The following is a 13,619-nucleotide window of genomic DNA, read 5'->3' as shown; positions in this document are numbered from 1 at the left end:
GTATTTCCTTCTGAATCAACGGCACGATATAGATACATCCATTGACCTTTGACTTTCACATATGTCTCATCGACTCGCCAAGAATCATTGGTTGGCTTGAGATGACGCCGTACTCGCTTATCTAACTCAGGACCATACTGATGAACCCAGCGCATGATGGTTGTATGAGCAATAGATAGTCCGCGTTCTTCCATCATTTCGACTAAATCACAAAAACTGAGGTTGTACCGCAGGTACCATCTCACGGTTAATAAGATAATATTAGGCTGATAATGTTTCCACTTGAATAGATTTTGCTTTTCCATACTGACCATATCCTTTTTTAGAGTACTAGTATCAGTATGTCCGAGTTTGGGAGATTACCTGCAGATATTTTAAAATTTTTGCACCAGAACCTGTTGACAAAATAAACAAGGATATTTAATATTTTAATTGTTAACATATATCGATTTTATGTTAACAATTAAAAAGGATTTATTTTAATAGTTAATGTAAGTGATTCATAACATGGTTATGAGTAGATTGATACTGTTTTCCAATGCTTTTTGTACAAATTTCAAATCTACTAGAAAACTATGACTGGGAGTGCAGCCGTCAAAAGATATTCATACATATCAATACTATTTTTCTACTAACAAGAATGTTGAAAAATGAAAGGATGATAGAAACCTTGCTAAAAGAAAACATTTACAGTGTGAGAATGAGAGCAGCACAGAATGGTTCTCACGAAAAAGGTGGAAAGCATATATCTGGCGGGGAACAACTCTCAACATATGAAAATTTGAAAAATTCCGTAAATACCCTGCTAGAAAAAGCGTTATCTCATTCAAGAGGCAACCCGGATTTTATGCAAATTCAGTTTGAGCTGATTAATGAACCGATAAAAAAATTGAAACCATTACCTGTTGGAACAAATGAAGTTGGATCCGTAGAAGAAGGTCAATCAGTCGCTCGGAAGCTTTTAGAGAAAGCAGGAGTTCCAGCTGAAAGTATTGAGCAGGCGTATAAAAAAATGACTGAGTATTCAGAACTCAGAGGAGCAATTTTGTTTAATATTCGCTCTGGTTTACGAATCGATGGTCGAAATGAAAAAGGTATTCGGGTTTCGAGAATGGACTGGTTAACCACAAATTTTGAAAAATGGGCCGACCATTACAAAATGCCTCGAAGTCAAAGAGTGAAGGAGGCGCTTGTACTTGCAACAAAGGTGAGTGCGCATCCCGCTACTGTCGCAGAATTATGCTGGTCAGATGATCCCGAATATATAACAGGGTATGTTGCCAGTAAAAAGCAGGGCTATCAGCGAATTACGAAGCTAAAAGAATATGGAGATGAATGCGGCTGCCGAATCTTCTTTGTAGATGGCTTAAGCGATCTTCATTCATACATAGACTACCTAGAAAAACAGCCAATATTCGTTCAATGGGGGGAAGATGATGAATGTCACACGAGTTAATTGAAAAAAGCAAGAAGTATCACTTCACATATGTACGATGATCGTGTCGGTACGGTAGAAACGGTAAAAGAAGCTGGTATGTCTCCATGTTCAGGTGTCATTGTAGGAATGAGAGAGACTAAGCAAGATGTAGTCGATATGGCTAATAGTTTAAAAGCACTTGATGCGGATTCCATTTCGGTTAATTTCTTACATGCAATTGATGGTACGATGCTAGAAGGGGTTAACGAATTAAATCCACTTTATTGTTTAAAAGTTCTAGCACTATTCCGTTTTATCAATCCAACAAAGGAAATTCGAGTTTCAGGTGGACGTGAAGTCAACCTGCGTTCACTGCAACCACTAGCGCTATATGCAGCCAATTCAATCTTCGTTGGAGATTATTTAACAACAGCTGGGCAAGATGAAACGGAAGATCAAAAAATGTTACGTGACTTAGGATTTGAAGTAGAGTCAGTAGAAGAAATGAAAGCCAGCTTAGCAGCAGAAAAATAAAAACAGCTTAAAAGTTTTACAGAGATGGGAGTGATGCATCTCTGTAAAACGATTGTGAATGTATACTAGGGGGGCTAACATGACAACGGATTTAAATCAAATCATACCACTTTCATTTACTACTTCTGAGTTTTTTCAAAATCCCTATCCATTTTATGAAAAGCTTCGATCCATTCATCCTATCTATTGGGGAAACCTGTTAAAATATCCTGGATGGTACGTGACAGGATATAAAGAAGCGATAACCATTCTGAAAGATACTCGATTTAAAAATCGTATCCCGCTGCCCCAGGCTTCAAAAAAATATGAGCAGCTAAAAAACATCCAAAATGACATGATGCTTTTTAAAAATCAACCTGACCATAAGCGATTACGTCTTCTGGTTAGTAACGTATTCACTCCTAGAATGGTGGAACATCTTCGCCCTTACATCCAAGAAACGGTAAATAATTTATTGCAACAGGTTCAAAATAAGAAGGCAATGGATGTGATTTCCGATTTTGCCTTTCCTTTAGCCAGTCTCATTATCGCGAAAATATTAGGAGTCCCTCAAGAAGAGAGACACCAATTTAGAGAATGGGCGGTAATCTTAATACAAACCATTGATTTTACACGTTCGAGAAAGAATTTAGACAATGGGAATGCAATTACAATCACCTTACGAAATTATTTTAAAGAGCTGATGGAAAAACGGAAACAAAGCCCTGAAGAGGACCTTATCAGTCTGTTAATAAAAGAAGAACAGCAAGGGGACAGGTTAACGGATGAAGAATTACTTGCAACATGCATTTTACTTGTTATTGCTGGTCATGAAACAACTGTTAATCTCATCAGCAACTCGATTCTTAACTTATTGAAAAATCCTCATCAGATGATGAAGCTAAAAGAAAACCCATCGTTTATTGAAAATGCCGTAGAGGAGTTTTTACGCTATGAGAGTCCAACACAAATGATTGCTCGGATTGCATCGGAGGATATCGAAATCGACCAAACAACGATTAAAAAGGGCGATCAAGTCTATATTCTTTTAGGTGCAGCAAATCGGGATCCCAATAAATTTGCTCATGCTCATTTACTTGATATCACTAGGAGCCCGAATCCTCATCTTGCATTTGGATATGGCACGCATTTTTGTTTAGGTGCTCCGTTGACCCGTTTAGAAGCACAAATTGCAATTCAAAGTCTCCTGCAACAGATGAACAATCCCCAACTAGCATCTTCTGACCTTTCATGGCGAAAGCTGGTAGGGTTTAGATCCTTAAACGAACTGCGAATTACTTTTGATTAAGATATGGAGATGGTATTTTTAGTTAAATAGGTACGGGTAATGAAAGCGGATGCAATCGATGCATCCGCTTTTTCCAAGTGCGCCTGGCATGGGTGCAGTCTATAGGGTGAGAGTTACGAATCACGAAGACAATAGTAGTGATTAGCTGACGAGTGACACAAAAGTCCAGAATATAAAAACATCATTATAACAAGGTTTATCTTTTAATTGTCATAAGTTTTGTGTCATAAAATAGTGACACAAAACTTATGACTTTATTGTTATTTTACACAAAAATCTAGACGCTTTCGAAAAATGACACCAAAGTCTAGACACTCTTGTACTACACTTCTGGTTAGCAGAGAATTAAACTTTTGTGGATTTTGAATAAAGTTTGATCATAAATCCTGTTGATGCAGGATTTTTTGCTTATTCAACAAACGGGCCATTTTCCGGAATAAAGTGATACTTTATACAACCTCCGGTTATTTCCAATAGGGTCCTGCAGGCCCCCCTATTGGAGTTATATACAAAGATTACGCTTCACTGTAATTACTGAAGATGTTTAGTTGCAAACTGAAAAGATGCGTGTTCTTACATGTAATTAAAACAGGTGTTTCTCAGATTCCTTAGTGTAATGCAATACTTGATCAAGTTTACCATTTTTGAGTTTTACTGCCCATTCTGAATCAGCTAACAATGCACGGCCGACTGCTACATAGTCATATTCGCCTGCTTTGATTTTTTCATCTATAATTTTGAGATTGTCTTCAATTGTTAAATTATCATTATCCTGATTGCTCAAATATGTGCGATTAATTCCGACGGAACCGACCGCAATCGTTGGTTTCTTAGTAATTCGTTTAGTCCAGCCAGCTAAGTTTAAAGATTGATCTTCATCTTTAAATTCAGGTTCCCATATTCGTCTTGTAGAGCAATGGAAAATATCTACGCCAGCATCAACCAAGGGGGTAAGCAATTGTTCAAGCTCATTAGAGTTCTTAGCTAATTTAGCTTCATAATCGCTTCCTTTCCATTGTGAATAACGAAAGACAATCGGAAAATCAGGCCCAACTTCTTTCCGGCAAGCACGAACAATATCTGCCGCAAATTTCGTTCGCTCTCCTAGATCCCCACCATACTCATCTTTACGCTTGTTCGTTACTTCCCAAAGAAATTGATCAATTAAGTATCCATGCGCTCCATGCAATTCAATTCCGTCAAATCCGATGCGCTTAGCATTTGATGCAGCTTCGGCATATGCATCAATCATTTCAGTGACTTCTTTTTTCGTTAAAGCCTTTATTTTCTCATTTCTGCGGCCTTTTAAAGTAAATCCAGACGGACTCACAGGAGGTGAGTCAATATTTGGTACACTGCCTGCTTTTCGTGCTGCACCTACATGCCATAATTGTGGAATGATTTTGCCACCTGCTTGGTGGACTTCAGTAACTACATTTGACCAGCCATTTAAGGCGTCCTCACCATAAAAACGGGGGATATCGGCGCTCGCTACTGCAGCTGGGTGGTTGATCGCTGTCCCTTCAGTTATGATGAGTCCAATCCCATTCTCTGCACGTTTGCGGTAATATTGTGCAACATTTTCCCCTGGGACACCTTCTGGCGAAAAGTTTCTTGTCATTGGGGCCATCACTAATCGGCTTGCTAACATTTCATTTCCAAACGGTACAGATTGTAACAAAGTATGACCTACGCACTTTTGATCCAAGGCGAGCACTTCCTTCCATTAATTCGTTTTATCATGCTACCTTTATTCTACAATTCCACTATACAAATATAAACCGATAAGTCCTATGTTTTTACTGACATAGGGAGTCTTTAGTACAATAACTAAGGTGTTATTTTTTTGCAGCTTTTTCGTATTTTCTACTATTCAAGAATCGAAAAAACGCTTGGTTTATCCAAGCGTTTTTATGTGCTAATACATAGTTATTTCATATGCTAAACCTATTATGATTTAACAAAGTAGTTCTACTGTTATTTTAACTTTTCTCCACCATATTGGAACTACTATTGTATGACAAATACCTTTTAATTTTGACCACGAAACATATATAACGGTATACTATTTCATTTTCATTTTAGGTAGTAAAAAACGCTAAACCTTGATATAACAAGGATTGTTTTATTTCGTATTTCTTCATATTTATATGGACACATAAAAGAACGTAAAAAATACGCTTTTAATGGTTACTATAGGCAAATAGGGTAAGGAAAAGCTCCTTACCCATTGCTCATATTTTAAAAGGAAGAGAAAAACCTTAATATATCAATGATTCTATTATTCTATTTTTATCTATTCTATAACTAGGTTGAATGGGCGGCATGATGTAATAAAGAAAAGCACTCTTAAACCCGGCTACATGTGGTTTTGTATGGTAAACTTTCGTGCCGATTTCGTGCCGAAATGATTTTATTTTGCATTATAATCTATTTAAAAAAATCGGTAAACACTTGATATAAAGCCATTTCTTTATAAATGATTTCAAGCTGTTTTACGTACAATTAATCAAGTTTGAAATGGAAGGTTCTATCGGTTAACGATAAATAGCCGAAGGTTGTTGATAAATGGACAGTTCTGATTGATAAAACAAAAAACTCGTTGATAAACATTCATACAGGCACAGAGTCGTCTTTAGCTTAACTTTTTGGTCCTTTGAGATATATGTTAAAATAAAGAAAACTGCGGAATAGGTTGGTTAGGATGATTTATATCGGAGTAACAGGTTGGGGGGATCATCATTCTTTGTATCGTTATGGTGTGTCCCAACGTGATAAGTTAAAAGAGTATGGTGCACACTTTCCGATTGTGGAAGTGGACGCGTCTTTTTATGCTGTTCAACCGAAGCAAAATAGTGAAAAGTGGGTGATTGAGACACCCGCTAATTTTCAATTTATCGTAAAAGCATATCAAGGCATGACAGGACATCAGCGCGGGGAAATTCCGTTTTCAAATAAGAAAGAGATGTTTGCGGCTTTCCGTGATTCACTCGAACCTTTCCAGAAGGCTGGTAAACTAGCAATGGTACTTTTTCAGTTCCCGCCTTGGTTTGATTGTACACGTCAGCATGTCAATTATCTTCGTTTTTGTAAAGCGGAGATGGGCGAAGTTCCAGTTGCACTAGAATTTCGGCATCAAAGCTGGTATTCCGCTGTCTTTAGGGAGCAAACCTTGCAATTTATTAAAAATGAAAAATGGATTCATACTGTATGTGATGAACCGCAAGCTGGGGCAGGGTCGATACCGATTGTACTTGAAGCGACAGATGTTAAAAAAACATTAATTCGTTTTCATGGCCGCAATGTACATGGTTGGCAGCACCCATCGGCACATAATTGGCGTGAAGTTCGCTATCTTTATCGCTATACTGAAAAAGAGCTTGTAGAATGGGTGGACCGTCTTCGATTGCTAGAGAAGCAAACGCAGGATATATATGTGCTTTTCAATAATAATTCTGGTGGTGACGCGGCTGATAATGCAAAGCAATTTATCGATTTACTAGGGATTGAATACGAAGGGCTTGCTTCTAAGCAGCTTGACTTATTTTAAATAATTAGAGAATAAACAGGCTGTGTTAAAATCTATCATTTTATTTAACAGAGTCAAGAGGATGGATATAAGTGGAAGTAATTGTGTTGATCATCATTGGATTTTTAGCTGGAACGATTGGAGCACTCGTTGGTCTTGGCGGAGGAATTGTTATCGTTCCAGCTCTACTTTTTTTAGGAAATTCTACTTCACTGCTTGACTCTATTACGCCTCAGGTTGCAGTTGGTGTTTCAACAGTCATTATGATTTTTACCGGCTTATCATCAACATTAGCTTATATGAAGCATCAAACTGTCGATTATAAGGCGGGGCTTATTTTCTTTGTCGGCAGTGGACCAGGTGGTATAATTGGAGCTCATGTTAATAAAATTCTTGATATACACTCTTTTTCGTTATACTTTGGTTTGTTTATGATTTTAATCGCGACAATTCTGCTTGTTAAAGACCGTTTAAAGCCGCTTACATTTAAACCAGGGAAAGGAAAGATTATTAAGACATATCGCAATAAGGATGGAGTGCAAACTACATATGGCTATCGTCCACTTGTTGCAATATTGATTTCCTTTGTCGTAGGTTTTAGTTCAGGGTTATTTGGCATTGGCGGTGGAGCAATCATTGTACCTACCATGATTCTCTTATTTTTCTTTCCTCCACATGTGGCGGTTGCAACATCCATGTTTATGGTGTTCTTATCATCGATTACGAATTCGATTACACATATTTCACTTGGAAATGTGAATTGGTTATATGCTTTAGCGCTTATTCCAGGAGCTTGGTTTGGTGCCAAGTTCGGTGCTTTTATCAATACTCGTTTAAAAAGTCGCTCCATTGAACATGTTTTGAAAATTGTATTAATTCTATTTGGATTCCGTCTCGTATATCAAGGAATTACAGGACAATAAGGGAGGCAAATGATGTCTGAAATCATTCATTTATATCATACAAATGATTTTCATAGTCATTTTGAAAACTGGCCTAGAATCGTAGAATTTCTTAAAGAAAGACGTTTGCTTCATCAAGAGACAGGTGAAGAAGCGCTTATTCTCGATATTGGGGACCATGTAGATCGTTGGCATCCCTATTCAGAGGGGACATTAGGCAAAGGGAATATTACGTTGCTCAATGAGGCTGGCTATCAATATGTAACGATTGGAAATAATGAGGGAATTACATTGCCGCATGACGCACTAGATTGCTTATATGAACAGGCGGAATTTGAAGTGCTTGTCGCGAATCTATATGAGGAACAGGATAGAAGGCCTAAGTGGGTGCTGCCTTATTCGATTCATACAACGAAGCAAGGAACAAGAATTGCTTTGATTGGTTTAACTGCGTTTTTTCAAAAATTTTATTCTGCACTTGGTTGGGAGGTAAAAGAGCCATTTGTTGAATTACAAACGCAGCTGCAGCAAATTAGAGGAGAAGCAGATATTATCGTTGTGCTTTCTCATCTAGGTCTTAATGATGATGAGAAGATGGCAGAGGATTTTCCCGAAATTGATATTATTCTAGGTGCGCACACCCATCATGTACTTCATCAAGGTAAATTAGTAAATGATGTTCTTCTTTGCGGCGCAGGTAAGTTTGGTTTTTTTGTTGGGCAAGTGGAGATTGATTTTGATGAGCATAGAGGAATTACAAAGAAAAGTGCCTATTTGTATGACACAAATGAGCTGCCAGAACTCGTTGGAGAAAGAGAATGGATTGAAGCTATGTATCATGCTGGTGGAGAAGCACTTCAAGAAGTAGTAACGAATTTGCCAGAACCGTTACATAATGATTGGTTTCAAAGAGAGAGGTTATCAGAAATTTTATGTTCATCATTAAGAGAGTGGGCCGAGGCAGATTGTGCTTTTTTAAATGCAGGCTTATTACTAGAAGGGTTGCCGAGCGGAGTCGTAAAAAAAGGCGACATTCATCGAATTTGCCCCCATCCGATTAACCCGTGTGTAATTGAAATACAAGGGAATGAGCTAAAAGAAATTTTATTGCAATCTAGAAATGAAGAATGGCCTCATCTTCAAGTAAAAGGATTTGGATTTAGAGGCAAGGTGATGGGAACTATGCTGTATGATCAAATCGAATTTGTGCAAACGACCAATGGGGTAGTTAAACAAATTAATATAAACGGAAACAAGCTGCAGCCGCACGACATGTATAAATTAGTTTTACCTGACATGTTTACGTTTGGTTACTTCTTTCCACAAATTCAACGTTTGAAGAATAAAGAATATTTAATGCCTGAATTTTTAAGGGATATTTTAATTTGGAAGTTGAAAAAAATGTATCCTGATTATTAAAGGATATTTCACGGTTTCGTCCTCTTTTTCATAATGTAAATAGGAGAAAGGGGCGAAATCAATTGATTAGTATGAATCCTATTAAGTTGAAAGAGTATACTTTTCTAGCGATTTCAGTTGAATTGCCAAAGACAACGTTACTTGTTGTGACTTCTGATAAAGGCTATATTATGTGCGGTGCTCTAGATGTGGCCCTTTTAAATGATAAATTAAAGGATCGAAGGATTGTAGCAGGCAGGGCAACGGGTGTTAAGACGATTGATCAGTTGCTAGAAGCACCGTTAGAGTCCGTAACATATGAAGCAGAAGTTTTAGGCATTCACCGAGGAATGATTGGGAAAGATGCATTATTAAAAATGGTCTAATGCTGAATGTAAGCGAATTTTCTATTTATACTAGAAATTCGCTTTTTTAATGTGCAATAAATGTGGCTTTTCCGAAGAAGGGCATTGAAAAATTCCCTTTTTAACCGATAATAGTTATATATTGTACAAAGTATGCTTGTGAGAAATATATGCTAATGAGAACGGAGTACGGCCATGAGACTATTAGCTACAGAATCATTGAATCCAGGAGTTATCCTTGGGAAAACGATTTTTAATGAGCAAGGAAATATTCTATTAGGTGAAGGAATCACCTTAACAGAGAAAATGATCAATCGATTAATGGTTCTTAATATACGATTTGTTTATATTGTAGATGAACAAACAGCAGACATTATACCAAGCAAGCCTATTTCAGATCAATTAAGGATGGATACGTTTAAAGCGATTGAATCTGTTTTTACTCAATTACAAAGCGATAATAAGCTTAAAACGAAAATTGTTGTCGAAAAAGCGGCTGCACGATTTACAGAGCTTGTCCGCAATATCACAGCTGAATTGAAAAATAATAAAGAGTTATTTACGTTACTAGGGGATCTTTTTACATACGATAATGAAATTTTTAGTCATTCATTAAATGTCACTCTATATTCATTAGCGTTAGGAATTGAATTAAAATTAAATGAAAAACAACTAGAATTGCTCGGCATAGGATCTATTTTTCATGATATTGGAAAAATGATAGTGCCTGAGGATATTTTGCGAAAGCCTGGAAAGCTGACAGAAAGTGAATTTGAACAGGTGAAGAATCATTCAGAATATGGATTTATGTTACTGAAAAATATTCATACGATTTCCTTACATGTTGCTCATTGCGCATATCAGCATCATGAGCGAATTGATGGCTTAGGCTATCCACGTGGGATTAAAGGTAATGAAATACATCAATTAGCGAAAATCATTTCGGTTGCCGATGTTTTCGATGCCGTTACGTCCCATCGTGTGTACCGAAAAGCGATGCTTCCAAGTGAGGGGTTAGAAGTTCTATATGCCGGTGCAGGGAGTCAGTTTGAAGTGGGAATTGTTGAAGCATTTCGTCGAGCAGTAGCCATTTATCCAAATGGGCTGACTGTGCAATTGAATGATGGAAGAAAAGGGGTGATTTCTGGTCAAAATATTAGGCTTGGAGATCGTCCGATCGTTCGTATTTTAGAAGAATTCGATCATACATTGAATCAGACGTACGAATTAAATTTGAAAGATTATCCTCAATTAATGATTGTGCAGTGTGCGAATGCTTAGTAAAAGCTCCCTCATGCCATCTAAGGAGTGAGAGGGAGTCTTTTGAATTCATACGTATGGAAAGAAAAAACGCTTACTCCTTCTCCTCCTCGGGCTTCATGATAGCGGGGGCAACTGTGCTTGAACCGTTACTGTAATAGCTTGGTACATCTCCGTCAATTAATATCCCGCCAGCATTGATTTTATGTTCGACAATCATATCATCGGCTAAAGATGGAATAACAATTTGCATGTTGACTTTAAAATTAACCGTCAATTCAAGAAAGACTGTATTAATGCCTGCATGGGTTAAATGTGTATTAAAGTCTGATTCGACGTGACCGATAGCAGCCATTTTAACAGGGATTTTTGGACCGTAATTGGCGAGAAGAGCATTGCCTGTAATAACGCCTAAAGGAATATAATACACCACTTCTTTGAGTTGTTCATCGTCTATCGATGAGGCTGTCGTAAATGGATTGGACTCGATAATCCCAAGCTTTTTTTGGATGTCATTCCTAATGTCTGCTTGCAAGCGAATCGATGCTTCCGGATTAATCGTATAGGAAGGAGGATTATTGTCTCCTGTATCATTCTTCATAATAACTTCATTTAAGTTTGTTTTTTCCATATTTTCATCTATAGATTCGTGAATAGCTTTTGTGGCAATTCTGTCTACTTCATTTTTAGCGATACTCATAATAACAGGTTCAACCGTTTTATTAACAAAGGAAAGAGATAAAATACTTGTAAAAATAAAAAGAATGAACGAGATGAAGAATACGTGACGTGTTTTTAGAGGTCCTTTTTTACGAAATAGTTTGGATTTTCGTCTTGCTCGAAACATGTTAAGAGCCTCCTTTAATAAAGGCTGTACGGAAAGGCATGCAAAATTATGGCTTCGTAGAAAATAAGCCAAAAATAACCAGTTTCCTATAAAGTGAAACTTCCATTAGTGGGGGGCTTACTGCCTGTTAAGTGTGGGATAAATAAAGCTTTATTCAAAAGATATGCATTAAGCTTAGCGGATTATGTTAAAAAGCGGTGAGAAATCTATCTTCTCACCGCTGAATGTTTATTCCTATTTTTTCTTTATTCTGTCATTACGTTCCCAAATTTTCAAGTATGGATAAGGGTCGAAACTCCATTCAGTGATGCCATTATCTTTATAGAGACCAAAATGCAAATGAGGAGGGAACTTCCCAGAGGTTCCAGGAGGTCCGTAACCGGTACTTCCAACACTTCCAATTATTTGGGCGGGTTTAACGACTTGTCCTACTTTTAGATCGTTAGCAAAGCCGTTGAGATGAGCAAAGTAATGATAATTATTATTTAAATCTCGAATTCCGATTCGCCATCCCCCATATTTATTCCACCCTTTCATTTCAATGATGCCATAACAGGTTGAACGAACGGGAACCCCGTAAGAGGCAAAGACGTCTGTCCCTTCATGAATACGTCTCCCGCCCCAACCGCGAGCAGAGCCCCAGGTGCTTCTGTACGTATAATGACTTCCAATAGGGAGCGGAAACGCTTTTTCCTGTAAATGTAATGTCCCAAATGTTTTATAAATTCGGGCATTTCCGATAATAATACTTACCGCTTTATCTCTTTTGTAATAATTCCATAATCCAATGCGTATATTTTCTTCATCCGTCCCATAGTTAAGTAAATAGTTTGCAAAGGTATATAAACGGTCAACATCGCTATTGATGTCAGCACGTCCATCTCCATCTCCATCTAAGCCAATGCCGCCAAATAAGCTAATTGACAGCGGCTTAACATCAGCAGGGTTTGGATTTAATGCTCCTACCCATTTCGAAGGTTCAATATAGATGCCAATGACTCCTTTCGCTTTTTCACGGTCTTTACGGGTTAAGCGTAAATTATGTTCATACTGATCTGCTGCGGCGAGATAATACCAAGGGATCTGTAGGATAGTCTCCATATTTTGATACAATTCTAATCTCTTGGTAAATAAATCAGCCTCGGATGGTGATGGAGTAGCAGCGAAGACTGATCCGCTGCTGCATATTATGGAAATCATTATTAGAGAAAGGATGGCTCTTTTCACAATGTCAGTCTCCTTTCAATGTATGCTGTCATTAGTGTTCATCATTGGAGGGGAAATCATGAAAGATAAATTGTGGTAATCCTGCAAAAAGAGGGATTGGTCATCAAGTCCCAATCCCTGCAATTTTACATATTCCTTGTGTTTTCATGGATGTTTTTGTTATTATGTCGTTCAGTAACATTTTCTCCATTTTCATTTTCTTCATCGCTTATTTTAGAGCCTTGTGGAGATTTAAGCATTTCTTGAATGGTTTTATTAAGCGAGAACTCCATGCCTTCATGATCTGATTCTAAATTTGCATAATTTTCGATATATGGAGCTAATGCAATATTGTCACTCACATACACATGATAATAGCGAGGAACAGCAGACATAGCGGTTCGCTTTACTTGATCGGCTGTTTCTTGGCGATTATTTGAATCGGTTTCATACACGACAAGTACTTCCTCATCTGTCACAAGTGTTGATACATCACGTACATTAGGGAGTTGGATACTTAAATTAGAAATGACATTGGCTAACTGTTCGCGGTCAATGGATGAAATTTGATTATCAATGTTTTGGCCTTCTACGGTTGTTTTATTAACTCGAGTAAAGCCGAAATCATCGCGGTCTCTCGCAGTATTTTGGTAATCTTCATCATAGTAGTGGGCAGGAGTTCGTACTGTAAGCGGTTCTGCTTTATTTGTGTCCATGCTTGTATCGTTGTCTCCATTTGTTGAGCAACCACTTATGATAAACAGTGAACTAAGTCCAATGGATAAAATTGCTTTTTTCAAAGCTGACACCCCCTTATCGATTAGGTTGAGCATCTTTCTGTAAATTTCGCTTAGTAATTGATGGTGAATCAGT

At 37.6% G+C, this 13,619-nt stretch carries 12 protein-coding genes and 1 pseudogene; 8 read left to right on the top strand and 5 right to left on the bottom strand.

Translation table 11 applies throughout. The annotated features are described in order from the left end of the window. The coding region (locus V7068_RS06005) for an IS6 family transposase (RefSeq protein WP_499711546.1) at positions 1 to 305 on the bottom strand (305 nt) is incomplete at its 3' end. 365 nt (positions 306 to 670) lie between these two features. Here V7068_RS06005 and bioW point away from each other — a divergent pair. The 3 genes and pseudogenes from bioW to V7068_RS05990 all read left to right on the top strand — a co-directional run bounded on the left by bioW (position 671) and on the right by V7068_RS05990 (position 3,239). Continuing rightward, positions 671 to 1,456 carry a 6-carboxyhexanoate--CoA ligase gene (gene bioW, locus V7068_RS06000; protein WP_499711545.1) on the top strand — a complete coding sequence of 262 codons (786 nt, stop codon included), beginning with the start codon at positions 671 to 673 and terminating at the stop codon, positions 1,454 to 1,456. A gap of 21 nt (positions 1,457 to 1,477) precedes the next feature. Continuing rightward, positions 1,478 to 1,951, top strand: a pseudogene (locus V7068_RS05995) (biotin synthase BioB); the annotation flags it as partial. Positions 1,952 to 2,030: 79 nt separating this feature from the next. Then, positions 2,031 to 3,239 carry a cytochrome P450 gene (locus V7068_RS05990; RefSeq protein ID WP_499711544.1) on the top strand — a complete coding sequence of 403 codons (1,209 nt, stop codon included), beginning with the start codon at positions 2,031 to 2,033 and terminating at the stop codon, positions 3,237 to 3,239. A gap of 583 nt (positions 3,240 to 3,822) precedes the next feature. Here the strand turns inward: V7068_RS05990 and V7068_RS05985 are convergent. Beyond that, the gene (locus V7068_RS05985; protein WP_499711543.1) at positions 3,823 to 4,947 is read right to left on the bottom strand and encodes an NADH:flavin oxidoreductase; all 1,125 of its coding nucleotides are present in this window, start codon (positions 4,945 to 4,947) and stop codon (positions 3,823 to 3,825) included. A 996-nt stretch (positions 4,948 to 5,943) separates the two neighbouring features. Between V7068_RS05985 and V7068_RS05980 the strand changes: the two genes are divergently transcribed. From V7068_RS05980 to V7068_RS05960, 5 genes are all read left to right on the top strand, one after another. Beyond that, positions 5,944 to 6,789: a DUF72 domain-containing protein gene (locus V7068_RS05980; RefSeq protein WP_499711542.1), complete on the top strand. Its 846-nt coding sequence runs from the start codon at positions 5,944 to 5,946 to the stop codon at positions 6,787 to 6,789. A gap of 71 nt (positions 6,790 to 6,860) precedes the next feature. Then, positions 6,861 to 7,691, top strand: a complete 831-nt coding sequence (locus tag V7068_RS05975; protein WP_499711541.1) for a sulfite exporter TauE/SafE family protein — start codon at positions 6,861 to 6,863, stop codon at positions 7,689 to 7,691. A gap of 12 nt (positions 7,692 to 7,703) precedes the next feature. Further along, complete coding sequence (locus V7068_RS05970; protein WP_499711540.1) at positions 7,704 to 9,089, top strand: bifunctional metallophosphatase/5'-nucleotidase; 1,386 nt, start codon at positions 7,704 to 7,706, stop codon at positions 9,087 to 9,089. Positions 9,090 to 9,160: 71 nt separating this feature from the next. Beyond that, the gene (locus V7068_RS05965) at positions 9,161 to 9,454 is read left to right on the top strand and encodes a YunC family protein (RefSeq protein WP_373995349.1); all 294 of its coding nucleotides are present in this window, start codon (positions 9,161 to 9,163) and stop codon (positions 9,452 to 9,454) included. Positions 9,455 to 9,628: 174 nt separating this feature from the next. Next, positions 9,629 to 10,714 (top strand): HD-GYP domain-containing protein, encoded by a 1,086-nt coding sequence (locus V7068_RS05960; RefSeq protein ID WP_499711539.1) that lies wholly within the window; start codon positions 9,629 to 9,631, stop codon positions 10,712 to 10,714. A gap of 73 nt (positions 10,715 to 10,787) precedes the next feature. Here V7068_RS05960 and yunB read toward each other — a convergent pair whose 3' ends face one another. The 3 genes from yunB to V7068_RS05945 form a co-directional block, all read right to left on the bottom strand. Continuing rightward, entirely contained in the window at positions 10,788 to 11,540 is a 753-nt protein-coding gene (gene yunB / locus V7068_RS05955) for a sporulation protein YunB (protein ID WP_499711538.1), read from the bottom strand. A 234-nt stretch (positions 11,541 to 11,774) separates the two neighbouring features. After that, on the bottom strand, positions 11,775 to 12,767 hold the full coding sequence (locus tag V7068_RS05950; RefSeq protein WP_499711537.1) for a M23 family metallopeptidase: 993 nt from the start codon (positions 12,765 to 12,767) through the stop codon (positions 11,775 to 11,777). A gap of 125 nt (positions 12,768 to 12,892) precedes the next feature. Next, the gene (locus V7068_RS05945; RefSeq protein ID WP_499711536.1) at positions 12,893 to 13,546 is read right to left on the bottom strand and encodes a YhcN/YlaJ family sporulation lipoprotein; all 654 of its coding nucleotides are present in this window, start codon (positions 13,544 to 13,546) and stop codon (positions 12,893 to 12,895) included. Between the last annotated feature and the right edge of the window lie 73 nt (positions 13,547 to 13,619).

Origin of the sequence: Bacillus sp. JJ634, assembly GCF_036962285.1 — a bacterium.
In the GTDB taxonomy this organism is placed as follows: Bacteria; Bacillota; Bacilli; order Bacillales; family DSM-1321; genus Peribacillus; species Peribacillus asahii_A.
Note: the sequence above shows the minus strand (reverse complement) of the source record. Positions and strands in the feature narration are given on the sequence as shown.